The organism is Thalassospira sp. ABD4_177 (assembly GCF_056160125.1).
The window spans coordinates 16,029-40,974 of record NZ_JBSWWO010000006.1 but is presented as its reverse complement, the minus strand read 5'-3'; the positions used below and the strand labels follow the sequence as shown (position 1 = coordinate 40,974).

Here is a 24,946-nt window from a genome sequence, read left to right as displayed (position 1 = left end):
TAACTCTACCTTATTAAGCCCGTTTTCCACCAAAAGCGGTTGCAATTTGGTTAAGGCAGACCATCCCATAACGCATCTTTCATGCGAATGTTCGCAAGAACTGTGTAAAAACAAGATTGGCAGTCTGAAAAGAACCGTCCGAGGCGCTTTTTCGGCGGCGGTTTGTAAGCTGGCAGAAGGGCGGTCAGTTCAGACCGCGCCCTCCTTCTTTGGCGGATTTCGCCGTTGCTCGGCAGCCCCCGGCGTCAGACGGACAAAAGTCCGGTCTGGAAGGCGCAGATCAACAATCAGAACATCGCGATCAAGGATGCCATGATCACGATCCAGCAGTTCAAGCCGCTGCCAGGCCTTTGCCATGTTTTCTTCAGGCAAGCGAATGAACATGCCGTTGGCAAGCTGGATGTTCCAGCGGCGATGGCCGATGCGCTGGGCGCCGGTGATCTGTTCATAAAGATGCGGGATGGTCTGCAAGGTGGTCAGCATTTCAGCCGCGGCCTTGGGCGCGTCATCGCCGACCAGAACCGGCAGATCAAGATAATCACCCAGTTCATAGTTCTGAAGCTGTTCGCCGTCGCCATCAATCAGGACATGCTCGCGACCTTCGGTTTGCCACAATGCCAGCGGTTTGCGCTCAACGACCGACACGATAAGGGTATCGGGCAGCTGACGTTCGACCGTTGCGCTGCGCACCCATGAAAGTTCCTCGACCCGTTCACGCGCGGCATCAACGTCAAAGGTGATAATCGGCGTACCCGGTTTCTGTCCGATGGCGGCCAAGAGGGCATTGGTGTCGGTTTTTTCGCGGCCGGATACTTCGATATTCTTGACCGTCATGCCGAACTCGGCTGATAGGCGCACGCTTTCCTGTTCGGCCATATCAAGCCATTTATCGGCCTTGCCGGTATATAAAAGGGCGGCCGGAATAATCGTGATTGCGCCAACAAAGCCGCTCCACCACATGACGCGGGCGATCTTTTTAACGTTGGATGCAACGCCATGCTTTTTATCAAGCTTTTCGCGGCGTTCGCGGGCCTGTTCTTCTAGCGTTCGCATGAGGCGTCCTCCACCATCCACGCAACGATATCGGCAAAGCTCATACCGTCGTGACGGGCGGCATCCGGAACAAGCGATGTCGGCGTCATGCCCGGCTGGGTATTGATTTCAAGGATCGCCAGATGATCCTTTTCCGGGTCATAGCGGAAATCGGCCCGCGCTACACCACGGCAACCAAGCGCCTTATAGGCTTCTTCGGCGTGGCGTTGCAGGCGATCACGCAAATCGCTTTCGATGTCGGCCGGGACGATATGTTCTGATCCGCCCTGGGCATATTTGGATTCAAAATCGTAAAAGGCATGATTGCCGGTCAGGATTTCGATGACCTCCATCGCCTTGCCATCCTTGACGGCAACGGTCATTTCCCGACCGGGAATGAATTCTTCCTGCATGATACCAGCACCATGGTCCCAACTACGGGCGAGCATGTTCTGCTCTTCCTCGGCCGTCAGGATGATCTCAACCCCGACAGACGATCCCTCGTTATTGGGTTTAAGGACGTAGGGCGGCGGCAATGCCTTGCCCGATGCAATGTCTTCACGCGTCACCCAGACGTGGCGGGCACAGGGGATTTCATATTCGGCAAACATCGCCTTGGCAGACATCTTGTCCATGGCGATCGCCGATGCCCTTACACCGGAATGGGTGTAGGGTATGTTCATGATTTCAAGCAGTCCCTGAACCGCACCATCTTCGCCCCAGCGACCATGCAGGGCGTTAAATATCACATCGGGTTTGGGATCAATTGCGCCAAGCTGACTTGCGATATCGCGCGTCGCATCGACCTCGGTGACCTGATAGCCCTTTTCGCGCAGGGCCTTGGCGCATTCGCGTCCGGATGACAGGGATACTTCGCGTTCTGCTGACCAACCGCCCAGAATGACAGCGACATGTTTGCTCATGCGTCTTTTCCTATGATCGAGTGGCCAAGGCGCTCACCAATGCGCCGGATTTCCCAGCGCAGCTCAACGCCGCTATGTTCTTTGACCCGTTTGCGGACCTCATCGCCAAGCTGCTCAAGATCAAGGGCGGTGGCATCGCCCGTATTGATCATGAAATTGCAGTGCTGTTCGGACATCTGTGCGCCACCGATTTTAAGGCCTCGGCATCCGGCAGCATCAATGACTTCCCAGGCGCGGTCCGGCACCGGATTGGCAAATGTCGATCCGCCGGTACGTGATTTGATCGGTTGTGATCCTGCACGCGCCTGCTGGATTTCATCCATGCGTTTGGCGATGTCGGCCGGGTCGCCCGAAGTGCCGCGCAGAATGGCGGATGTGAAAATCCAGTCTTCCGGCACACCGCAATGGCGATAGGACATGTCCATCTCATCGGGTGTGACGGTATGGATGGTCCCGCTGCCATCAATGGCAGTTGCCGACACCAGAACATCCTTGATCTCGGTGCCATAAGCCCCGGCATTCATGCGAAGTGCCCCGCCAATGGTGCCCGGAATGCCCGACAAAAATTCAAGACCGGCAATCCCGTTCATCTGGGCTGTTTGTGCGACGTTCAAATCAAGCGCGCCGGCGCCGACATGGAGATCACCATCCTTGATGGTGGCCTCGGTAAACGGGCGGCCCAAGCGGACGACAACGCCACGAATCCCGCCATCCCGGACCAGAAGGTTGGAGCCAACGCCGATCACGGTCACGGGCAAGTCTTGCGGCTTGCCTTTCAGGAAGTCGGCAAGATCGGCTTCATTGGCCGGGCGAAACATTACATCTGCCGGGCCGCCGACCTGAAACCAGGTGACCTTGGCCAGTTGCGCACCTTCACGCAGCTTGCCGCGCACCTTGGGCAGGCGGTCAATCAGGGGCGTATGGTGTTCCGGCGTGCTCATATCTGTTTCAGTTCTTGATCGCTTCAAGTTGGGCGGGCAGGGCATTGGCCCAGGCACTGATCGAACCAGCGCCGAGACAAACGACGAGATCGCCCGGTTTTGCTTCGGCTTTGATGACTTCGGCCAGTTTTTCCGGGCCTTCAAGGGCGCTGACATGGCGATGGCCAAGATTGCGCAGGCCTTCGACAAGCGCATCCCGCGAAGCACCCTCAATCGGGCTTTCTCCGGCTTCAAAGACGTCGGCGACAATCACGTTGTCGGCATCGTTAAAGCAGGTGCAGAAATCTTCAAACAGGTCATGCAGCCGCGAATAACGGTGCGGCTGGACCACGGCGATGACGTTGTTCCGGGTGGCCTGACGGGCGGCCTTTAGCACGGCTTTGATTTCAACCGGGTGATGGCCGTAATCGTCGATGATGGTTACGCCATCAACTTCGCCGGTTTTGGTAAAGCGGCGTTTCACACCGGTAAAGCCATCAAAGGCGGAAACGATTTTCTCGTCCGGAATGCCAAGTTCCAGCGCAACCGTAATCGCGGCCAGCGAGTTCGAAACGTTATGGTCGCCCACCATCGGCAGGCGGACATCCTTGATCACCCGTTCTTCGCTGTCGACGCGTTCGCGGATGACAACATCGAAGACACTGTCGCCGATATTGGTGCGGACATTAACCGCACGCACATCGGCCTGCGGCGAGAAGCCAAACGTGAAAATACGACGATCAGTGATGCGCCCGATCAGAGCCTGGACTTCAGGATGGTCGATGCACAGAACGGCAAAGCCATAAAATGGAATATTCTGAACGAAGTTCTTGAAGGCTTCGCGCAGCTGATCGAAGTCTTTCCAGTGATCAAGATGTTCCGGGTCAATGTTGGTCACGACCGAGATGGTCGACGGTACTTTGACAAAGGTGCCATCAGATTCATCGGCCTCGACCACCATCCAGTCACCTTCACCCAAACGCGCATTGGTGCCGTACGAGTTGATGATGCCACCATTGATCACGGTCGGATCCAACCCGGCGGCATCAAGCATGGTCGCAACCAGGGACGTGGTGGTGGTTTTGCCATGCGTGCCACCAATCGCAATTGCGGCCTTAAGGCGCATCAGCTCGGCCAGCATTTCAGCACGGCGAACGACCGGGATCATGGCCGCGCGCGCGGCGGTGACTTCGGGGTTGTCAGGTTTGACGGCGGTGGAAATGACAACGACCTTGGCGTCTTCGACATTTGCCGCCTTGTGGCCGACAAAGACCTTGATGCCAAGGGCGCGCAGGCGCTGCACATTGGCATTGTCGGAAATGTCCGACCCCTGAACCGAATAACCGAGGTTATTGAGGATTTCGGCAATACCGGACATGCCGATGCCACCAATACCGACAAAGTGGATGGTGCCGATGTTGAGCGGCAGGGTGTTCATTGAGTGTCTCCTCGGTCTTTGGTCATGTTTTTGTTGTCCGGGCTTCCGGCCGGGTTCAGGCCCAGCATATCAAGCACCATGTCTGCCAACCGCTCTGCGGCGTTGGCGCGGCCACTGCTTTTCGCAGCCTTGGCCGCACGGGTAAGTGCGGCCGGGTTGGTTAGAAGTTTTGCCAGGCGATCCGTCACGGCCTCACTACTAAAGCGATCCTGCGGCATCAACCATGCACCGCCAGCCCCTTCGACCTGTTGCGCGTTATAGCGCTGATGATCGTCAATGGCATGGGGCAATGGGACCAGAAAGCCCGGACGTCCAGCGGCAGTCAATTCCGCAACGGTCGACGCGCCGGATCGGGCAATTACCAGATGGCAGTCGCGCAGGCGTTCGGGGATATCATCAACGAAGGATGCCAGTGTCACGTCGATCTGCGATCCGTCATAGGTTTTGCGCACGGCTTCGATATCTTCTTCGCGGGCCTGCTGGGTGACGATCAGGCGTTTGCGCAGGCCTTCTGGCAGGTTCACCAGTGCGGTCGGCAGAATTTCAGACAGAATGCGCGCCCCTTGCGACCCACCGGTGATCAGCAGGCGGATCGGACCATCATTGGTCGGTGCGTCATATTCGCTCGATGCAAGGGCGGCGACTTCGGCGCGGACCGGGTTGCCGGTCCAGATGACTTTGGCCTCATCTTCGGGCGCTATCATCGTGACCTTGGCAAAGGATGTTGCAATACGTTGGGCGTTGCCTGCAACCAGACGGTTGGCGCGACCCAGAACCGCGTTTTGTTCGTGAATGGCATAGGGAATGCCAAGCCACTTGGCGGACATGGTCGCCGGGATGGAGGCATAGCCACCAAAGCCGATTACGGCTGCGGGTTTGACCTTTTTAATACGACTTCTGGCCTTAAGCGTGCCAAGGCCAAGGCGGGCGGCCCCGATCAGGCGGCCCTTGATGCCTTTGCCTGCAATGCCGCCGGCCGGAAGGATGACAGTCTCGACGCCTTCAACACCTTCGGTATAGCGGGCAGCACGGGCATCTGTGAAAAACAGGACCTGTGCGCCACGACGCACGAGTGATTTGGACAAGGCAACAGCCGGGAACATATGCCCGCCGGTGCCACCGGATGTTACGGCGATCACCTGACCTGCCAGCGGTGTCTCGGCAGCAGTAAGTTCTGGATTTGCGAAGTCAGTCATCTTGTCCACATGTAAAACGACGGCGGTGCAGGGAAGCTCCCTGACAGTTACCCCCATCAGAACCCGACAAAGGTTAATATCCCTTCAAACCGGACCCTGAATAAGGCCCGAATTTGTCGTTTTGATGCAGAAAGTTTTTAAGGCGGGATGTCGACTATTCGCCGGGGCGTTTGCGTGTCAGGGCAAGGACAAATCCCATGCCGATCGCAATGCCGATTGTCGCCGATCCACCGTATGAAACGAACGGCAAAGTCATGCCCTTTGGCGGGACCAGCTGCAGGGTGGAGGCCATGTTGATCACGGCCTGCAAGCCGAACTGAACCAGAATGCCGGTGACAGCCAGAACAACAAACAGGTTGCGTTCCCCCATCAGGCGCGAAAACCCGCGCATGATGATGAAGGTAAAGACACCAACCACCAGCACACAGAACAAAAGACCGAATTCTTCGCCCGCAACGGCAAAGATAAAGTCGGAATGCGCATCGGGGATGGAGTTTTTGACCCAGCCTTCACCCGGGCCTCGGCCCATGATGCCGCCGCTCATGAAGGCTTCCATCGATCGTTCGATCTGATAGCTGTCACCCGATGCCGGATCCAGGAAGCGATCCACGCGCGACTGAACGTGCGGCAGGATCAGATAGGCGGTAACAGCCAGTCCAACCGCGCCAAGCCCCAGACAGAACACCAGAATGATCGGAAGACCGACCAGGAAGATTTGTACCGACCAGATCGAAGTGATGACAACGGTCTGGCCAAAGTCCGGCTGGATCATCAAAAGGAAGATGCACACCGCGAGGATCAGGCTGGAAACGATATAGCCCGGGAAGTTCGGGTTCAGCCGCCCTTCGGCAAACATCCAGGCAATCACAACCGCAAAGGCGGGTTTAAGGAATTCCGAGGGCTGCAGGTTAATGCCGGCAATGTTGATCCAGCGTACTGCACCCTTGATGTCTGATCCGATGAACGGGGTGACGATCAGCAGAAAGATCACACCCAAAAACATGAAGGATGCCAACCGTCTGATCCACTTCACCGGCAACAGAGAAATGGCAAACATGCAGATCGTCGCCATGCCAAGGAAGACAAACTGGCGGGTAACAAAGTGGAAGCTGTCGACATTGATGCGATCGGCGACCGGCGGGCTTGCTGACATCACCAGAAGTGCGCCAATCCCCATCAAAAGAATGATGGCAGCCAGCAACCAGCGATCCACCGTCCACCACCAGATCCCCAGAACCGAGGTATCGGCACGCGAAAAGGCGATATGAGTGTTATGACCAAAAAGGGACTTCATGCGCTTTCCTTTCCGGTCAAATTGCCATCGGCCAAGGCGGTATAAAGATCGCGGAAGGCGTCACCGCGTGCTTCAAAGCTTCTGAACTGATCGAATGACGCGCAGGCCGGGGTCAACATCACCACCGGATTGTCATCACCGCTGTCCTTGGCATCGGCAAAGGCGGCCTTGGTTGCGACATCAAGGGTTTCGCATTTCGTCCACGGCAGGTCATTGCCAAGGGTTTCGGCAAATTCGTTGGTCGCAGCGCCAATCAGATAGGCTTTCTTGATGTGGGGATAGAATTCCTGCAGGCCTTCGATCCCGCCTTCCTTGGGTTTGCCACCCGCAATCCAGTAAATGTTACGATAGGCCGACAGCGCCTTTGCCGATGCCTCGGCATTGGTGGCCTTGCTGTCATTAACGAACACAACGCCATCAATGGTGCCAAGCATTTCCTGTCGGTGGGCAAGACCCGGGAAGGACATGATGCCATCAATGATCCGCGTGGCATCGACACCCCGCGCGCGGCACAGACCATAGGCAAAGGCAATGTTTTGCCAGTTATGGCGCCCGGGCATCTGGGTGACGGTCGTAAGATCAAGAATGAGGGTTTTGGCCCCGGTCATGTCATCAATCAGCCAACCATCGCCATCGACATAGATGCCGTGATCGACGGGCTGTTTGACTGAAACCTCGATGATGTGGCGACCGCCTTCACGGGCCAGCTCCATGGACATCTTCGCACATGGCTCATCATCAATGGAAATGATCGCCCATTTCGGGCCCTTGGAGTGGGCAAAGATCAGGTGCTTGGCACCGATATACCCATCCAGCCCGCCATGACGATCCAGATGATCCGGGGTGATGTTCAAAAGCGCGCAGGCATCAAAGGCCGCATGTTCCAAAAGTTCGAGCTGATAAGAAGACAGCTCAAGAACAAGGCAATCATCAGATGTGGAGGGTTCAAGTCCAAGGGCCGCATTGCCAAGGTTGCCACCGGCTTGTGTCTTGATCCCTGCCTGTTCGATGATGTGGGCCGTCAGGGCGGTGGTGGTCGACTTGCCGTTGGTGCCGGTGATCGCCAAGGTCGGCACATCGGGCTGTGCCGTGCACAGCAGGTCAACATCGCAAATGATCGGCTTGCCTGCACGGCGGGCCTTTTCAGCCGCGGGATGCGGGGTCGGGAAGGTTGATGGAATGCCCGGGCTGATGACCAGCATATCGGGTTCCGACCAGTCGCATTCCGCCAGATTGATCGGTACCAAGCCAAGCGGTTCGATCTGTTCGCGCGATGACGGGTTGTCATCCCACGCCCAGACGATGGCGCCTGCATTGATCAATGCTTTCACACTGGCCAGTCCGGATTTCCCCAGACCCAGAACCGCGATGGTTTTGCCGCGCAGATGCGAAAGATCAATCACCTCAGTTTGTCCTTAACGAAGTTTCAGGGTCGCAAGACCAACCAGTGCGAGAATGACGGCAATAATCCAGAAGCGGATCACGATGGTCGCTTCCTGCCAGCCCTTTTTCTCGAAATGGTGATGAAGCGGCGCCATGCGGAACACGCGCTTGCCGGTCAGTTTGTAAGATCCGACCTGAATGATGACGGACAGGGTTTCGAGAACGAACAGCCCCCCAATAATCGCCAGAACCAGTTCGTGTTTGGTCACAACCGAAACCGCGCCCAAGGCACCGCCAAGGGCAAGCGATCCGGTATCGCCCATGAACACCATCGCCGGCGGGGCGTTGTACCAAAGGAAACCAAGGCCAGCACCGACCAGTGCGCCAAGGAAAATGGTTAATTCACCAGAACCGGCGACGTAATGGACCTGCAGGTATTCGGCGAACTGAACGTTACCGATCAGATAGGTAATCAGCGCAAAGCTTGCGGCTGCGATCATTACCGGCACGATGGCCAGGCCATCCAGACCATCGGTCAGGTTGACCGAGTTCGAGGCCCCGACCATGACAAACATGGCAAACGGCACAAAGAACCAACCCAGATCGAGCAGGAAATTCTTGAAGAACGGGAAGGCCAGCGCGGTCGAAAGTGGATCGGCGGTGTTATACGAAATCCACCAGGCAGCAAGGGCCGCGATCGAAAACTGTCCAAGCAGCTTCAGCTTGCCCGGAAGGCCTTTGGTATTGCGTTTGGAGACCTTCAGGAAATCATCGAGGAAACCAAGGAAGCCATAGCCGATGGTGACCAACAAAACCGCCCAGACATAAGGGTTGGTCAAATCAGCCCAGAGCAGGGTGGCAATTGACGTTGAGATCAACAGCAAAAGCCCGCCCATGGTCGGCGTGCCTTTTTTCGTCAAAAGGTGGCTTTCCGGGCCGTCTTCGCGGATCGGCTGGCCTTCGCTTTGTTTGGAACGCAACCAGTTGATCAGGTGCGGGCCGATCACAAAGGCAAGGACAAGCGATGTGATGATCGCACCGCCCGTGCGGAAGGTGATATACCGAAACAGGTTCAGTACCGGCATCTGATCAGCAAATTGATAAAGCAGATTATAGAGCATTGCTCTGGTCGTTCCTTTTGAGGCTTACTCTGATGCAGTTGTGGAATTCTCCACCACGCCACAGGATTTTAAGGCCGATACAATTTTCGAAACGTAAATGCCAAGCGATCCTTTGATCAAAACCACGTCGCCATCGCGCAAATCGGCCTTGATCGGCTCAATCGCGTCTTCGGCGGTCTCAAAGTGGCCGGCATTGCGTTCGGACGGCAGGGTTTTATCGAGCTCGGCCATCAGCGGCCCAACCGAATAAACCCGGTCAATCTCAAGCGAGGTTAACGGGTGATACAGATCGGCATGCATCTTGGCTGCAATATCGCCGAGTTCGCGCATTTCACCCAAAACCGCAATCTTGCGGCCGCCGTCGCCCGGTTTGCTCTGGGACAGCACCTTGATCCCGGCCATCATCGAGGTCGGGTTGGCGTTATAGGCATCATCAATCAGGGTAAAGGTGCCGTCGCCTGACGGCAGTTTGATGGTCAGCGTTTCGCCACGACCGGCCGGCGGGGTGACATCGGCGAGATCCTTGGACGCTTTGACCAGATCCGCGCCAATCGCATCGACACAGCCCAGAACTGCAAGCGAGTTCAGAACCCAGTGTTCGCCCGGGCAGCCGATGAAATATTCCAGATCCTGGCCGCCAACGCGCGCACGGACAGCACTGCCATCGGTGACAATGTTGGCTTCAAACAGGCGATAGTCGGATACCGCATCCGTACCAAAACACTTGATGTTACTCAGGCCAAGCTCCTTGGCGCGCCGTGCAAGGGCGAAGTAATGCAGGTTGTCACGGTTGAGGATAACCATGCCGTCATTCTCAAGGCCGTCGAAAATCTCGGCCTTGGCCATGGCGATTTCGGCTTCGTCCTTGAAGAATTCGGTATGTGCCCCGACCACGGTGGTAATCAACGCCACGGACGGTTTGACCATTTTGACCAGCGTGCTGATTTCGCCCGGATGGTTCATGCCGATCTCACAAACGCCATACTCGGCATCCACCGGCAGGGTCGCCAGTGTTATCGGAACACCCCAATGGTTGTTGAAGCTGGCCGGGCTGGCATGGGTTGTACCCTGCTGGGACAGCACGTATTTAAGCGCTTCCTTGGTGCCGGTTTTGCCGACACTGCCGGTAATGGCAACGATCTTGGCTTTGCTGCGTTGACGACCGGCGATGCCAAGGCGCTCAAGGGCGGCCATGGTGTCATCCACCAGAAGAACCTTGTCGCTATCGGTGATGCCGTTGGCATCTGAAACCATGACGGCATGGGCGCCAGCATCAAGGGCGGCCTGGGCAAATTTGTGACCGTCGAAATTCGGGCCCTTTAGGGCGATAAAAAGATCGCCTTCGCTGACTTTGCGGCTGTCAATCGAGATGCCGGTTACCGTCCAGTCGCCTGTGGTTTTACCACCGGTTGCGGTTGCGGCATCCGTTGCGGTCCATAAAACAGCCTTCGTCATAACGTCACTTTCTTTTCGCTCAGACCATCACGGCCAAAGCGCCGTAACGGGAATTAAGGTCAATTGCCGCCGGCAAGAATGCTGCGGGCAACAGATGCATCATCGAATGGAAGAACCGTATCACCGACAACTTGGCCTCTTTCATGGCCTTTTCCGGCGATAATAAGGACATCGTTGCGCTGAAGGATGCCAATGCCGCGTTTGATGGCCTCAGAACGGTCGCCAATCTCGACAGCACCTTCGCACTTTTCCTTGATCGCAGCACGAATGGTGGCCGGATCTTCGCTGCGCGGATTGTCATCGGTGATGATGGCAATATCGGCAAAATCGTGGGCAACCTGCCCCATCAGCTGGCGTTTCCCGACGTCACGGTCTCCACCGGCTCCGAATACACAAACCAGCCGGCCTTTGCAATGCGGGCGAACCGCCTTGATCACGGTTTCAAGCGCATCTGGCGTATGGGCGTAATCCACGAATACCGGCGCGCCGAAGCTGGTTTTGCCGACCAGTTCAAGACGACCGCGCACACCATCAAGTTTTTCAAGCGCAAGGATTGCCTGATCAAGATCCGCACCCGATGCCACAACGATGGAAAGGGCGGCCAGCGCATTCATCACCTGGAAGCTGCCCATCAGCGGCAGGTGGATGTTGTATTCGCCCTTGTTCGCAGCAAGACGGAGCTGGGTGCCGGTGCTGTCCGGCGTTGCCTTGATCAGTTTGATGTCATCGGCGTTCTGGCCATAGGACAGAACATTCACACCGCGCTTGGCGCACAGCTTTTTCAAAAGATCAAACTGTTCGACATCGGCATTGAGCACAGCAGTGCCGTCCGCGACCAGAAGGTCGGAGAACAGGCGGGCCTTGGCAGCGAAGTATTTTTCGAACGTGCCGTGGTAATCCAGATGATCGCGCGACAGGTTGGTAAAGGCAGCAACGGTGACCTCGACGCCATCAAGGCGGTATTGGTCAAGCCCGTGCGAGCTTGCTTCCATCGCGACATGGGTAACGCCAATACCCGACATTTCATCAAGACTTTGATGCAGGGCGACCGGGTCCGGCGTGGTCAGCGAACCGGGGATTTTCGCCCCGGCGGCGCGAATGCCAAGGGTGCCGATCGATCCCGACATGTTGCCCAGGATCGTCCAGAGCTGTTCGGTAAAGATCGCGGTCGATGTTTTGCCGTTCGTACCGGTGATCGCTGCAATGTTTGCCGGTTGCTGACCGTAAAAACGTGCGGCCAGCTGGGCATAGCGTTTGCGCGGATTTTCCACCGGGATCAGCGGAACCGTGGGGGCTGCTGGTCTGGGCGTGCCGTCCTTTGCAAGGATGGCTGCGGCACCAAGTTTGATCGCATCTTCGATATACTTGGACCCGTCGTCTCGTGCACCGGAAAGGGCGGCAAACATATAGCCATCCTTCACGGTACGTGAGTCTGCTGTCAGGCCCGTGATATCCGGGTCCTGTCCTTCGGCATGTTTCAATGCCGCCTGATCACCTGCCATGAGCTCAGAAAGACGCAAGTTTGCGCTCCCCCTTGCGAAGTTCGATCTGCAGCGCTTGCTCAATCTCCGGCGCCTTCGCATTCGCCGGCTCAATGCCCAAAAGGGGAGCAATACGTGTCACAACCTTGCCAACGGCAGGGGCGGACACCCAACCTGCTGTGGCAAATCCATAAGTTTCTTTGGTGCCTTTGGGCTCGTCCAACGTCACCAGAACCACGTATTTCGGGTCCTGCATCGGGAAAGCGGCGACAAAGGTCGACATGCGGGCGTTCTTGACGTAGCGCCCGTTCACGAGTTTTTCCGAGGTGCCGGTCTTCCCGCCAAGGAAGTAACCCGCCACTTCGGCCTTCTTGCCAGAACCTTCGGTAACGACCAGCCGCATCAGGCGGCGCAGCTGTTCCGAGGTTTTCTGGGAAAATACACGTTCGCCTGCCGGGGCGCCGTCCTGTTTCAGGATGGTTGCCGGGCGACGAATGCCACCATTCACAAGGGTGGAAATACCACTGACAACCTGAAGCGGGGTCACGGCCAGACCATGACCGAACGAAATCGTCATGGTGTTGATCTCGCGCCAGGGATTGGGCACAAGCGGTCCGCCGACTTCAGGAAGCTCGATCTGCGGTTTGTCGAGCATGCCAAGCTTTTTAAGGTAGGTGCGCTGGTTCTCGCCGCCAAAGGCCATGGCCATGCGCGCCGAACCAATGTTCGAGCTGTGCACAAGAATTTCCGGCACTGTCAGCCAACGGTTTTCGGCGTGATAGTCGCGAATGCGGAACCCGCCAACCGGCAGCGGTTCCGTCGCGTCATAAACCGAATTCAACGTTGACGTGCCGGTTTCAAGGGCAATCGCGGTGTTAAACAGCTTGAACACCGAACCCATTTCATAAACGCCAAGCGTAGACCGGTTAAAGCGCGCGTCCGCCGGTGCCTGACCCGGACGGTGCGGATCAAAGTTCGGAAGCGACGTCATGGCAACGACTTCGCCGGTATAGGCATCCATCACCAGCCCGGCTGCGCCAACCGCGCTATAGGTTTCCATCGCGGTTTCGACTTCTTCCTCAAGCGCGTATTGCACCCGGGTATCAAGCGAAAGTTCCAGCGGGCCGTTATTGATGCGCAGTTCGTTGTCAAACTCCCGCTCGGCGCCGGCGATGCCGTTATTGTCGATATCGGTGAAGCCCAGCGCATGTGACAGCAAACGCCCATGCGGATAAACGCGGCGTTCTTCACGCTGGAAGTTCAGGCCGGGAATGCCCAGCGAGTTGACTTCATATTGCTGTTCCGGCGTCAGGTTGCGGCGCAGCCAGACGAATGCCTTGCGCGAGCTTAGGTGACGGATCAGCGTGTCGCGATCAAGGTCGGGCAACACGGTCAGCAGAAGGTCTGCGGACTCAACCGGATCCTTGACGACGCGGGCATCAGCATAAAGCGAATTGGTCGGAAGATCGGTTGCCAGCAACATGCCGTTGCGATCAACGATATCGGCGCGCTCGGTCTTAAGTTCGCGGGTATCGGTGCCCGATGCGACGGCGGGTTCGTTGCCCTGACGCAGAACCGATGCATCCACCAGACCATAGGTGATCCAGCAAAAACCGATGATGAACATCGCACCGGTAATGAAGATACGGTTGCGCGCGGTTTCGATCGCAAGACGTTCGCGTTGATCCGGGCCCAGTTCCGGGCGATCACCACGCAGCCAGTATGAGAAACGGGTCAAGCTCATTGCGCACCCCCGGTTTCTGCCGCGACCGACGGGGCGTCGATGATCATGGAATCTGCGGCCTCGTCATACATCAGATCCCCTGGACGGGCGCGCGGAACGGGCATGAAGGCAACTGCTTCACCGAACTTGTCGATGCGATACTGATGCAGGTCGGCATCTTCGGGCAGATCATCGATGCTGGCCATTTGCAGCACGTCAATCTGGGCCAGGCTCAGATACTGCTGAGACAGGCGTTCGATCCGCTCGGGATTGTTCAGATAGCTCCACTCCGCCTGAAGCACATGGATGCTTTCCTGTTCGGCGAGAATATCAGACTGGATTTCGGCGTAGCGCTTTTCAAGGCGCTCTACCTCGTGGCTGACCCAATAGGTGCCGGTGCCAATCAGGATGGTCAGAACGAGGCCAATGATGGTTACCGCACGGGTCATTTGCGACCTCCCTGCGATGTGGCTGGCTGCTCGTTGCGGGCAACGGCGCGCAGTTTGGCCGAACGCGCACGCGGATTGGCGCGGATTTCCTCCTTCTGACCGGTCACGGCCTTGCGCGTGATGGTCGAAAATGTCGGAATGGCGACTTCCGGCTCGCCGGGCAGGCGACGTGACATCTTTTTCGGATCGCCGGAGCGTGCCTTCATGAAGGTTTTTACCTGCCGGTCTTCCAGCGAATGGAACGTCACCACCACTAGGCGACCGCCCGGTTTCAGCAAGGTCTCAGACGCCGCCATGGCACGTTCAAGTTCGCCAAGCTCGTCATTTACATAAATGCGCAGCGCCTGGAACGTGCGGGTCGCCGGGTCAATGCCATCCTTGGATTTGCGCACCACAGAACGGACCGCGCGGGCCAGTTGGGATGTCGTCGTAAAAGGTTCGTCAGAACGAAGTTCGACAATCTTGCGCGCGACCTTGCGCGATGCGCGTTCCTCGCCATAGCGGTAAACGACATTGGCAATGTCTTCTTCTTCGGCATTGTTGACGAAGTCGGCCGCGGTCGGGCCGGACATTGACATGCGCATATCAAGCGGGCCGTCTTCGCGGAACGAAAACCCGCGATCCGCCTGATCGAGCTGCATGGATGAAACACCGATATCGAGAACGATGCCATCAACCTGCTCTGCACCCGCTTCCGGGATCAGGCGACCCATGTCACCAAAGCAGCCCTCAACCATATGGAAGCGGCCGTCATATTCGGCTTCAAGCTTTTTGCCGGTGGCAACTGCGGTCGGATCACGGTCGATGCCGTAAAGTTCGCAATTGACGGAATCAAGAATGGCGCGGGAGTAACCGCCTGCGCCAAAGGTGCCGTCAACCATGATCTCGCCGTCACGCGGTGCAAGGGCTTCGAGGACCTCGCGCAGCAGGACCGGCTTGTGGGGACGGTCTTCGGTGGCAAAGCTCAGATCCTTGTCGCTCATGATGCGTCCTCCTCATCTACGGTGCCGGGACGTGCACCTTTGGGGAGTTCATTCATCGGTTTGAGCTTCAATGTCGCACCACGGTTGAGCGTGCGGGTCCGGCTGGCTTCTTGCAGGGGCTTGAAGATGTCAGGGTTCCACAGGCGGAAGGTGCGACCACGGCCAACAAAGGCGACCTGGTCTTCGATACGGGCAAATTCGATCAGTTCTGCGGGCAGAATGATGCGACCTTCGCCGTCATAAGGAAGCATATGCGAGGAGCCAAGGATGGTGTCTGCCAGGTCATCGGCCTCGTCAGAGAACATGTCGAGTTCATCAAGCGATGCGGCGATGCGCTCCATATGGCTGTGGCTGCAGCCTTCAAGCGCGCTTTCCTTGTGGGATTGATACAGGTAGATGCCAGCGAATTCTTCGTTGTCGAGGGCCGCACGGAACCGCTTGGGGACGGATACGCGTCCCTTCCGGTCCAGCTTGTGAATGTGCGTCCCTGTGAACAGCACTTCGCCATTCCCCTGATCAAAAATCCGATTTCAAAACACGGGCCCAATCGGGCTGTCTTGCGACTGTGATGTGACTGAAATGGATATGCCCCGCATGGCACGGAATTTGTGCCTATTTATGGGGTACCATGGGAAATGATGGGGGTCAATGGGATTTGATGGGCTACTTTGTGACGTTTTGGCGCTTCCCGAGGGTTTCTGCGGTACATGCAAAAAGGCTGAATTCGGCCAAAAATCCCGGAAAACCGGTGCAGCTCCATCTTCTGCCCATGAAATCCCAAATCCGTTCCACGGGTGCCCATGGGAAGACCATCGTAAAACCGGAATTTGGGTTTTGATGGTCCGGTTGTAGCATTGGGTTTGGATGGGCGTGATGAAGACAATTTGCGATTTGATAGCCAATCGGGTTTGATGCGCGGGCAAACTCCTGCAAAATGTCAAAACGATCTCTGATGGTCTTTTGATCGGTTTGACCTGCCATCAGAACGGAATATGGCCCCCAACGGGGCGGGCTCATCTGGCGCGGGGCAGCGTCAGTGAAACGAAGGAAGCGATTGTTGCGGATAAAAGCTGCCATTCTATTAATGGGTTGCGCATTCTCCGGCGCCTCTTTGTTGCCGGGGTTTGGCTCGGTCACAGGCGGGGAGGCATTCGCACAGGGGCTATCTCTTGACCCGGCCGGTGGCGGATCAACCTCACCCGAAGTTTCATCGCCGCAGATGCGGGAATTGCTGCCACTGATTATGCAGCAGTTGCAAAACAACCCGGAACTGATGTCGCAGTTCGGTCTGGGCGGGCTTTCCGGATTGAATGGCCTTGATGGGGCGGGATCGGGTACCGGTGTCCCCGGCATGACGGGGGATGGTGCCGCCAATATTCCCGGCCTGAGCGAGGCAATTGCAAAGGCCCTTGCCCAGCAAAATGGCGGAACGGGTATCGCTCCCTCCGGGATCCCGGAACAAGTCAAAGTCTATCGTGAACAATATCATCCGATCGATATTGATCAGGACGGCCGGATCAGCGCGGACGAGGCCGCGGCCTATGCCAGCTGGATGTTCCGCCGCCGCGATATCAATGGCGATAATGTCCTTGTCGCGCGGGAGTTTACCGCAGTTGAAAAACTCCCCGGTTCAGCAGAGGGCAACCGTCAAAGACTGCGCACCGAAAGCCGCCGACTGGGGTTGCTGTTTCCCGATTACGATGCCGATGGCGATCAGATGATCACCAAGGTAGAATTCCTGGCAAAGGCGCGCACAACCTATGATGACAAGCGCGGCGACGATGCGGATATCGATCCGTTTTCGTTCCGGACGGTGTTGCCGTTTTAGCGGTGATTCCATCTGAAACGCATTCATCACATGACAAGCAAGACATAAACTGGCATCCGATATGGTCGGTAAGCCGGAAAAGACGGAGAGGCTGATGGACACCAACGAATTCTTTGCTCCGGTGCGCACGACGACTGACGACACCAACGCGCCAGCGCCCGTTGCTTCGGATGCCTCTGGCGGCGTTGATGCCGCCGATGGTTTGCCAGCGAAACCTGCAACAGGAAAAGTTGATCGCCTTCCGGTCTGGGTGGACTTGCATTCTCCCACCACTGAGGAAATCAAGGAGATCGAGGAGCGCTTTGGTATCGAGATGCCGACGCGCGAAGAAATGCAGGAAATTGAGCTATCCTCGCGCCTCTATGATGAAGACGGGGCGTTGTTCATGACCGTTTCGGTTCTGACCAAGGCAACCACCGATGCACCGCAAACAACGGCGGTGACCTTCATTCTGGTCAAGAAAACCCTGATCACGGTGCGTTATGCTGATCCGGTCCCGTTCAAAACCTTTATCCGGCGTGTGAAGCGCAGCCCGTCACTTGCCAACAGTGCAGAGGCGGTTCTGTTTGGTTTGCTCGAGCAGATCGTGGATCGTCTGGCTGATTTGATGGAACAAACCGCGATTGATCTCGAAGGCCTGTCCAATCAGGTCTTTATCAGCGCCGAAGACAAGGGCTCTGACGGTGATCATCGCGAAACCCTGCGTCAGATCGGACGAACCGGCAACCTGTCAGGCAAGGCCAAGGACAGTCTTTTGAACCTGCATCGTTTGGGCTTGTTCCTTTCGACCCAGGCGCGGCTGAAAAAGGACGCCAAGGCAAGGCTCAAGATTCTGTCGCGCGATATTGTCTCGATCACCGAACACGCCAATTTCATCGCCAACAAGGTGACCTTCCTGCTCGATGCGACGCTGGGTATGATCAGCCTTGAACAAAACAACATCATCAAGATTTTCTCGGTTGCCGCCGCTGCCTTCCTGCCGCCGACCCTGATTGCCAGCATCTATGGCATGAACTTCGAATTCATGCCCGAACTTGAATGGCAGTTCGGATACCCGGTGGCGATTGCCCTGATGATCCTCTCGGCCGTCCTGCCGCTTTTGTATTTCAAACGCAAAGGCTGGCTTTAAGGCATCTGGCAAAATTGGTGGGGCTTCTGTCCTTTCAGACAGTCTTCGCGCTGCTAGATTAACGAGCGTATTTACCTGATTTCGGAGCCCCAAAATGAGCCAGACCGCCCTGATCCTGATTGATTGGCAGCAAGGATTTGATGACCTCGACTACTGGGGAAATCGCAATAATCCTGATGCTGAAACCAATGGTGCAAAGCTGTTGGCGCATTGGCGGGCGCAAGGGTGGCCGGTTTTCCATGCGAAGCACGACTCAACTGAGCCGCAATCGCGTCTGCATCCCGATCACCCCGGAAATGCCTTCAAGCCGGGGCTTGAGCCCCGCAATGGCGAGCCGGTCTATGGCAAGAATGTCAATTCGGCCCTGATCGGAACAAGGCTTGAGGCCGATTTGCGCGCACAAGGTATTTCAAAGCTGGTTCTGTGCGGCATCACCACGGATCATTGTGTGAATACGACCACGCGCATGGCGGCCAATCTTGGGTTTGAGGCCACCATTGCCGCAGATGCCTGCGCGACCTTTGATCGCAGCCTGCCAGATGGGCGGGTTTTCCCGGCCGATCTGGTGCATGACGTGGCACTGGCCAGCCTGAATGGAGAGTTCGCAGCGGTCAAAACAGTGGACGAAATCATTGCCGGGTAATCGGCAATTGACTTGCGTTTGCAACTAAAGCAGTTTCTGCCTCCAATCCCCGCGAAAGGTAAGTCTGCCATGACGAAAATCGATACCCAGGAAAAGCTCCGTGCCATCTATGGGGAGCCGCTTGGGCTTGCCGTATCCAAGTGTTTGCCGGCACTTGATCCGCACTGCAAACACTTCATTTCCCTGGCACCTTTTGCTGTGATTTCGTCGGCAGATCAGGATGGTAATGCCGATGTCAGCCCGCGCGGTGATGGCCCGGGCTTCATCAAGGTGATTGATGACAAGACTCTGGTCATGCCCGATCGTCCGGGCAATAACCGGGTGGACAGCCTGTCAAACATCATCGATAACCCGAAAATCGGGATGCTGTTTTTTGTGCCGGGCGTGAATGAAACGCTGCGCATCAATGGTGTGGCCGAAATCAGCACCGATGTGGAACTGCTTGGTCTGTTTACCGATACGCCCAAGGCGCCGATTACCGCCATCAAGATTAAGGTCGAGGAAGCTTTCCTGCATTGCGCAAAGGCCCTGATGCGCTCCAAGTTGTGGGATCCGGAAACCCGGATCGAACGCAAGACGCTGCCGACCTTGGGCAAGATGATCAAGGATCAGACCTCGACGGATATTCCGGAAGGCACACAGGAAGAAGCCGACAAGTATTTCGCGCAATCGATTGCTGAGCGCGGCTGATCTTCTGCCTGCAACTACGGGCATTTTGTTCGGGCGATGACGGGAAGCTGTCATCGCCTTAAATCTGTCTGGAAAAGATAAAACCAGATGGCCTGTAAGCCGGGTTCTGTCCATGCGGCGAACCGCACTGGATGACTATTCATCTGGGACGTCCGTCGCCGAACGCCTCCTGCAACCAACCCGAATGGTGGTGCGAAAACCCACCTGCCGACAATGCCGAAGCATCCGGCCGACCATTCCTATTAGGTTTTGCTCCCGGTGGGGTTTACCATGCGTCCCGCATTGCTGAAGGACCGGTGCGCTCTTACCGCACCCTTTCACCCTTACCGGATGGCTTGCGCGATCCGGCGGTATCCTCTCTGTGGCACTTTCCCTAGGGTCGCCCCCGCCAGACGTTATCTGGCACCGTGTTTCCGTGGAGCCCGGACTTTCCTCCCCGATTGCACGCATTCAGGGCAGCCATCCGGCCATCTGGTGGTCGGGATGTAGGTCACATCACGGGGGAGGTCAAGAAAAAGCGATATGGCTAGGTGGTCTAGCTGGCAACCGTACTGGCCAACAGCTTGGCAATGGCAAGGCATTCACCGTCAACCTGGCCGGAAATGTCGTTCTGGCGCCAGTGCCGCTGGAAGGCGATGGTACGTTGGGTTTTGTCTTCTTCGCTGGCTGCCCGGCCATAGCCGATGGCATCAAGCACGGCATGAAACTCATCCGGGTTTGAAGGTGCGGCGACCACGTTTGATGCGATGGCCGGAACGCCATTATATCCGGGCCAGAGCCCAATGGCGTTTTCGGCCAGCTGCTGCCAGGGGAACAGTTCCCCCGGGTCTTCCTTGCGGTCCGGGGCCATATCGGAATGTCCGATGATGCGGCCCGCCGGGATGTCATGGCGGGTCAGGATATCTTTTGTCAGGTCGATAACCGCTTCGATCTGGATATCCGGGAAAGGACGATAGCCGAACTCATGACCCGGATTGACGATTTCAATCCCGATGGAGTTTGAATTCACATCCCGGCATTCCTGCCAGACGCCGACGCCTGCATGCCAGGCGCGCTTGTCCTCGTCGACCAGCTGAAGGATGCGGCCATCTTCCTCAATCAGGTAATGGCTTGAGACCGAGCTTGCCGGGTCACACAGCCGCTCAAGGGCAGCCTGCCCCGATTGCATGCCGGTATAATGCAGGATCAGGATATCAATCGGGCAACCATCGGGGCGATCACCGAAATTCGGGGAGGGATGGGAAATGATACGTCCCTGTAAGCTTTTGTTATCCAAGCTGTCCCCCATTTGGATCAGTCCATCCCCTGTACTTTGCGCTGAACCGGTTTGCGCAACATGATCACAGCCACACCGCACAGGACAATGATGCTGCCGATGATTTTAAGCAGCGAGAATGTCTCGTCAAACACAAGGAACGACCCGATGACACTGATCACGGGTGCAAGCAACATCCAGGGCACCACGACATTCACATCCTGGGTTTTCAGCAAGTGATACCAGAAACCATAGGCAACGATGGACGACATCACCACCGTGAATGCCAGGTTCGCCCACGCCACCCAGCTTGCAGCAGCAATCGCCTGAAAGGCGTGTGGTTCAAAGATCAGCGACAGGACCAGTAACTGCGGGGCTGCCATCAATGCCATCCAGCCATTGAGCTGGAAGGTGTCGATATCGCCCAGCTTCTTGATCATGACATTGGCAACCGCCCACATGAAGGATGCAAACACCACAAGCAACAGCGGCAATTGCAGCTCTGTCATGGTCGGATCCCAGAACATCACGGTCACGCCAATAAAGGCCAACGCCATGCCCGATAGTCGTTTCCAGCCCAGCCGGTCATTGAAGAAATAGGTCGCAAGCATTGATGAAAATGGCACGCCCAGAAGGATGATGACGGCAACCGGCCCGGCATCAATCATCGAAAGGGCATAAAACAGAACACCGAAATGCAGGCCGCCAAACGTCACGGAGATCAGGGCAAGTTTGCCAAAACGCCCGTGAGGGACTTTGGTGAACGGGATCAACAGGATCGCCACAGCCGCAAAGCGGATCGCCGTCAGGATGAAAGGCGGGATTTCGCCAACCGCGCCTTTGACGGTCAGCATGTTCACGCCCCAGATAACGGCGACGGAAAAGGCCATAAGCAAGGCTTTGATCGACATGACGGGGCCTTTCGGTAAAAGGGGCGGTAATTGCACCAAGGATATCAGACGGATGGTCAATCCCGTCGATATTTTTAGACGGGTTATAAATCCTGACCTTGGCCCTTGATCCGATGTTTTGCCCCAAAGCACAAATGAGTTGTTCTCAACTCAGGGCTCAACTGTCACGCGTGGGCACAAGAATACGGTCAGGACTGACCAAGTTCCTCACGCAGCATTTCAAGTTCAAGCCAGCGTTCTTCGGAGGATTCAAGCTCTGCACGCGCCGCATCCAGACGGTCGACCTTTTTCTGGAAGCCGTCCGGGTCCTTGGTGAACAGGCTGCTATCCGATAGGGCCTCTTCAAGGGTTGCGATTTCGCCTTCAAGCTTGGCCATGGCACCTGGCAGGTTGTCATATTCGCGCTGATCCTTATAGCTCAGCTTGCCCGCTGGTTTGGACTTCGGCGCAGATGCCTGTGCGGTTTTCTTGACCTGCTTGGCAGCGGCCTTTTCTTCCTTGGCGGCCTCAGCGCGCGACAATTTGCGCTGGGCAATATAGTCGGAATAACCGCCGGCATATTCGATGGCCGTACCATCGCCTTCCATCACGATGGAGGATGTGACCACGCGATCGAGGAAATCACGATCGTGGCTGACAAGAAGCAGCGTGCCTTCATAGTCGCTCAGCATTTCCTGCAGCAGGTCGAGCGTATCCATATCCAGATCGTTGGTCGGCTCATCCATGATCAGAAGGTTGGTCGGCTTGGCCAGCTGTTTGGCCAGCAACAGGCGGTTGCGTTCCCCGCCCGAAAGCGCGCCAACCGGGCTTCTGGCCTGCTTTTCATCAAACAGGAAGTCGCGCAGATAGCTGACTACATGGCGGGGATTACCACGCACCATGACCTGATCACCGCCCACATCACAGAGCGTATCCCAAAGGGTTTTGGTGTCATCAAGGGCGGCGCGCTTCTGATCAAAGTAGCTCGGGTTCAGGTTGGTGCCGATCTTGATCGTGCCGCTGTCGGGTTCCAACTGCCCGGTCAGCATTTTCAAAAGCGTGGTTTTCCCGGCCCCATTCGGGCCGATAATGCCAACCTTGTCACCGCGCATGATGCGGGTCGAAAAGTCCGATATGATCGGGCGGTCGCCAAATGACTTGGCGATGTCGGTGGCCTCGATCACGACCTTGCCCGACGTTTCACCCGCATCGGCCGCAAGCGACACATTGCCAATCCGGTCAACCTGTTGGGAACGCTGCGCGCGCATGTCATGAAGTCTGCGCAGGCGGCCCTGGTTACGTTTGCGGCGCGCGGAAATGCCCTGTACCGACCAGACGGTTTCTTGTGCGATCAGCTTATCGAGCTTGGCGCGTTCCTCGGCTTCCTTGCGATAGATTTCCTCGGACCATTCCTCGAACTTGGAAAAGTTGATCGCACCCTGATGCATGACGCCGCGATCAAGCCACAGCACACCATTTGATACGGCATTGAGGAACGCACGGTCGTGCGAGATCACCACGACGGCACCCCGGAAATTCTTGATCTCGCCTTCAAGCCATTCAATGGTCGGCAGATCAAGATGGTTGGTCGGCTCATCAAGCAACAGAACCTGCGGGTCGGCAATCAGCGCACGTGCAATGGCGGCGCGGCGGCCTTCACCCCCGGAAAGCTGTTTGGGATCGGATTTCGGGTCGATATCGACCGATGCCAGCAGCATGTCGGCGCGATAGGCATATTCCTGTTCATGGTCATCAAGCGCATCGAGAACGAAATCCTCGACCGTGTCATAGCCGTCGAATTTCGGTTCCTGATTAAGATAGGCCACCTTGCAGCCCGGCTGAACAAACCGTTCGCCGCCGTCTGGTTCGATTTCACCGGCGATGATTTTCAGCAATGTCGATTTGCCGCCACCATTGCGCCCGACAAGACACAGGCGGTCGCGATCGCCAATGGCAAATGACACATCGGAAAACAGATCGTTTCCGCCAAAGGTCAGGTGAATGTCATTTATATTGATCAGCGGTGGCGCCATGGAAAAACCGACAAGTTTGAAAACAAAACAAGGTCACAAGGACCGGCCCCCTGCAAACAGCAAATCGGGTGCTGTTGCAAGGGAAATCATATCAGAGCGGGGGCAATCAGATGGCTGTCTGGTACCGTTTGGCTGATTAGCGAATGCTGCGTTCCTTGCGGATCTGATCCCAGGCGGCATTGATCCGTGCCATTTTGTCATTGGCCTGTTCGATGAATTCGGGCGGCATGCCCTTGGCGATCAGGGTGTCGGGATGGTTTTCGCGCGACAATTTACGGTGCGCTGATTTCAGGTCATCATCGCTGGCATCACGGGTCAGGCCGAGCTGTTCATAGGGATCTGGGCCGTTCGATGCGGTAAAGGCATGATGCACCCGGTCAAAATCGACATCGGCAAAGCCAAAGATATGGGCGACCTTTTTAAGGTAATCCTGCTCTGCCGGATGCAGTTCACCGTCGGCCATCGCGATCTGGTAAAGGGCCTCAAGCACGCCTTCAAGGATGGCGCGTTCACCACGGAACATGGTGGCCATCTGGCGGGCGTAAACCTCGAACCCCTCGGAAGATGACCTGGCCATATCAAAGATGCGCCCGACATTCTTTTCTTCGCCGTGCGGAATGTGAAACACCCGTTTGAAGGTGTTGATTTCGTCGCGGCTGACATGGCCGTCGGCCTTGGCCATTTTGGCTGCCAGCACGATCACGCCGGTCGCAAAGGCAATCTGGCGCGGATCATGACCGCCAACCTGCGGTCCGCGCATGCCGCCCTTGATCTTGTCGACCACGTGGCCGGCCGCTGCACCGAGGATTGCACCCAATGGTCCGCCCAGGGCGAAACCTGCGGTTCCGCCAATAATTTTGCCCCAGATGCTCATGGGTGATCTTCATCCTGTTTGTTGTCACGTAGCACGGGCGGAAAGGTCGGCCCGCTACTCAAGGCACAAACATAGTGCGCAAGTCGCGAAAAGAAATGGGCAAATTCACGGGAGGTATTGTCAAAGGTAGTGCTAATTAACAATTAGTCTATACTTTAGTGTTTATATATCTACTGATGGTAGAATGTTTTATGATGTTGAAATAA

General features: G+C 56.5%; 23 protein-coding genes and 1 other RNA gene. 4 read left to right on the top strand and 20 right to left on the bottom strand.

Features of this window, described 5'->3' with window-relative positions; translation table 11 throughout:
* Positions 1–189: 189 nt before the first annotated feature.
* The 15 genes from ACXAF0_RS18970 to ACXAF0_RS18900 all read right to left on the bottom strand — a co-directional run bounded on the left by ACXAF0_RS18970 (position 190) and on the right by ACXAF0_RS18900 (position 16,535).
* Entirely contained in the window at positions 190–1,053 is an 864-nt protein-coding gene (locus ACXAF0_RS18970; RefSeq protein WP_475347391.1) for a cell division protein FtsQ/DivIB, read from the bottom strand.
* Positions 1,041–1,955 carry a D-alanine--D-alanine ligase gene (locus ACXAF0_RS18965; RefSeq protein ID WP_475347390.1) on the bottom strand — a complete coding sequence of 305 codons (915 nt, stop codon included), beginning with the start codon at positions 1,953–1,955 and terminating at the stop codon, positions 1,041–1,043. The genes ACXAF0_RS18970 and ACXAF0_RS18965 overlap by 13 nt, the downstream gene beginning before the upstream one ends.
* Positions 1,952–2,896 carry a UDP-N-acetylmuramate dehydrogenase gene (murB, locus tag ACXAF0_RS18960; RefSeq protein WP_475347389.1) on the bottom strand — a complete coding sequence of 315 codons (945 nt, stop codon included), beginning with the start codon at positions 2,894–2,896 and terminating at the stop codon, positions 1,952–1,954. The genes ACXAF0_RS18965 and murB overlap by 4 nt, the downstream gene beginning before the upstream one ends.
* A 7-nt stretch (positions 2,897–2,903) precedes the next feature.
* A complete protein-coding gene (gene murC / locus ACXAF0_RS18955; protein WP_475347388.1) occupies positions 2,904–4,313 on the bottom strand; it encodes a UDP-N-acetylmuramate--L-alanine ligase in 1,410 nt (469 codons plus the stop codon).
* Positions 4,310–5,509: an undecaprenyldiphospho-muramoylpentapeptide beta-N-acetylglucosaminyltransferase gene (murG, locus tag ACXAF0_RS18950; protein WP_475347387.1), complete on the bottom strand. Its 1,200-nt coding sequence runs from the start codon at positions 5,507–5,509 to the stop codon at positions 4,310–4,312. The genes murC and murG overlap by 4 nt, the downstream gene beginning before the upstream one ends.
* Positions 5,510–5,663: 154 nt before the next feature.
* Positions 5,664–6,803, bottom strand: a complete 1,140-nt coding sequence (ftsW, locus tag ACXAF0_RS18945; RefSeq protein WP_475347386.1) for a putative lipid II flippase FtsW — start codon at positions 6,801–6,803, stop codon at positions 5,664–5,666.
* Complete coding sequence (murD, locus tag ACXAF0_RS18940; RefSeq protein WP_475347385.1) at positions 6,800–8,206, bottom strand: UDP-N-acetylmuramoyl-L-alanine--D-glutamate ligase; 1,407 nt, start codon at positions 8,204–8,206, stop codon at positions 6,800–6,802. The genes ftsW and murD overlap by 4 nt, the downstream gene beginning before the upstream one ends.
* A 12-nt stretch (positions 8,207–8,218) precedes the next feature.
* Positions 8,219–9,307: a phospho-N-acetylmuramoyl-pentapeptide-transferase gene (gene mraY, locus ACXAF0_RS18935; RefSeq protein ID WP_213473865.1), complete on the bottom strand. Its 1,089-nt coding sequence runs from the start codon at positions 9,305–9,307 to the stop codon at positions 8,219–8,221.
* A gap of 24 nt (positions 9,308–9,331) precedes the next feature.
* Positions 9,332–10,762: a UDP-N-acetylmuramoyl-tripeptide--D-alanyl-D-alanine ligase gene (locus tag ACXAF0_RS18930; RefSeq protein WP_475347384.1), complete on the bottom strand. Its 1,431-nt coding sequence runs from the start codon at positions 10,760–10,762 to the stop codon at positions 9,332–9,334.
* A gap of 59 nt (positions 10,763–10,821) precedes the next feature.
* On the bottom strand, positions 10,822–12,282 hold the full coding sequence (locus ACXAF0_RS18925) for a UDP-N-acetylmuramoyl-L-alanyl-D-glutamate--2,6-diaminopimelate ligase (protein ID WP_475347383.1): 1,461 nt from the start codon (positions 12,280–12,282) through the stop codon (positions 10,822–10,824).
* A complete protein-coding gene (locus ACXAF0_RS18920; protein ID WP_475347382.1) occupies positions 12,269–13,987 on the bottom strand; it encodes a peptidoglycan D,D-transpeptidase FtsI family protein in 1,719 nt (572 codons plus the stop codon). Before ACXAF0_RS18920 ends, ACXAF0_RS18925 begins: the two co-directional genes overlap by 14 nt.
* The gene (gene ftsL / locus ACXAF0_RS18915; protein ID WP_475347381.1) at positions 13,984–14,415 is read right to left on the bottom strand and encodes a cell division protein FtsL; all 432 of its coding nucleotides are present in this window, start codon (positions 14,413–14,415) and stop codon (positions 13,984–13,986) included. The genes ACXAF0_RS18920 and ftsL overlap by 4 nt, the downstream gene beginning before the upstream one ends.
* Complete coding sequence (gene rsmH / locus ACXAF0_RS18910) at positions 14,412–15,398, bottom strand: 16S rRNA (cytosine(1402)-N(4))-methyltransferase RsmH (protein WP_475347380.1); 987 nt, start codon at positions 15,396–15,398, stop codon at positions 14,412–14,414. Before rsmH ends, ftsL begins: the two co-directional genes overlap by 4 nt.
* Entirely contained in the window at positions 15,395–15,898 is a 504-nt protein-coding gene (locus ACXAF0_RS18905) for a division/cell wall cluster transcriptional repressor MraZ (RefSeq protein ID WP_475347379.1), read from the bottom strand. Before ACXAF0_RS18905 ends, rsmH begins: the two co-directional genes overlap by 4 nt.
* Positions 15,899–16,061: 163 nt before the next feature.
* On the bottom strand, positions 16,062–16,535 hold the full coding sequence (locus tag ACXAF0_RS18900) for a hypothetical protein (protein WP_475347378.1): 474 nt from the start codon (positions 16,533–16,535) through the stop codon (positions 16,062–16,064).
* Between the two features lie 106 nt (positions 16,536–16,641).
* Here ACXAF0_RS18900 and ACXAF0_RS18895 point away from each other — a divergent pair, with 106 nt between their 5' ends.
* The 4 genes from ACXAF0_RS18895 (at position 16,642) to ACXAF0_RS18880 (ending at position 19,688) form a co-directional block, all read left to right on the top strand.
* On the top strand, positions 16,642–17,226 hold the full coding sequence (locus ACXAF0_RS18895) for an EF-hand domain-containing protein (protein ID WP_475347377.1): 585 nt from the start codon (positions 16,642–16,644) through the stop codon (positions 17,224–17,226).
* A 94-nt stretch (positions 17,227–17,320) separates the two neighbouring features.
* Complete coding sequence (corA, locus tag ACXAF0_RS18890; protein WP_475347376.1) at positions 17,321–18,355, top strand: magnesium/cobalt transporter CorA; 1,035 nt, start codon at positions 17,321–17,323, stop codon at positions 18,353–18,355.
* 94 nt (positions 18,356–18,449) lie between these two features.
* The gene (locus ACXAF0_RS18885) at positions 18,450–18,998 is read left to right on the top strand and encodes a cysteine hydrolase family protein (RefSeq protein ID WP_475347375.1); all 549 of its coding nucleotides are present in this window, start codon (positions 18,450–18,452) and stop codon (positions 18,996–18,998) included.
* 69 nt (positions 18,999–19,067) lie between these two features.
* Entirely contained in the window at positions 19,068–19,688 is a 621-nt protein-coding gene (locus ACXAF0_RS18880; RefSeq protein ID WP_475347374.1) for a pyridoxamine 5'-phosphate oxidase family protein, read from the top strand.
* Between the two features lie 79 nt (positions 19,689–19,767).
* Here the strand turns inward: ACXAF0_RS18880 and rnpB are convergent.
* From rnpB to ACXAF0_RS18855, 5 genes are all read right to left on the bottom strand, one after another.
* An RNA gene (gene rnpB / locus ACXAF0_RS18875) (RNase P RNA component class A) lies at positions 19,768–20,163 on the bottom strand.
* A 60-nt stretch (positions 20,164–20,223) separates the two neighbouring features.
* On the bottom strand, positions 20,224–20,976 hold the full coding sequence (locus ACXAF0_RS18870; RefSeq protein WP_475347373.1) for an N-acetylmuramoyl-L-alanine amidase: 753 nt from the start codon (positions 20,974–20,976) through the stop codon (positions 20,224–20,226).
* Positions 20,977–20,981: 5 nt separating this feature from the next.
* On the bottom strand, positions 20,982–21,854 hold the full coding sequence (locus ACXAF0_RS18865) for a DMT family transporter (protein WP_475347372.1): 873 nt from the start codon (positions 21,852–21,854) through the stop codon (positions 20,982–20,984).
* Positions 21,855–22,042: 188 nt separating this feature from the next.
* Positions 22,043–23,866, bottom strand: a complete 1,824-nt coding sequence (locus ACXAF0_RS18860) for an ATP-binding cassette domain-containing protein (protein WP_475347371.1) — start codon at positions 23,864–23,866, stop codon at positions 22,043–22,045.
* 136 nt (positions 23,867–24,002) lie between these two features.
* Positions 24,003–24,740, bottom strand: coding sequence for a TerB family tellurite resistance protein (locus tag ACXAF0_RS18855; RefSeq protein ID WP_475347370.1), 738 nt, complete (start codon positions 24,738–24,740; stop codon positions 24,003–24,005).
* Positions 24,741–24,946 lie beyond the last annotated feature (206 nt).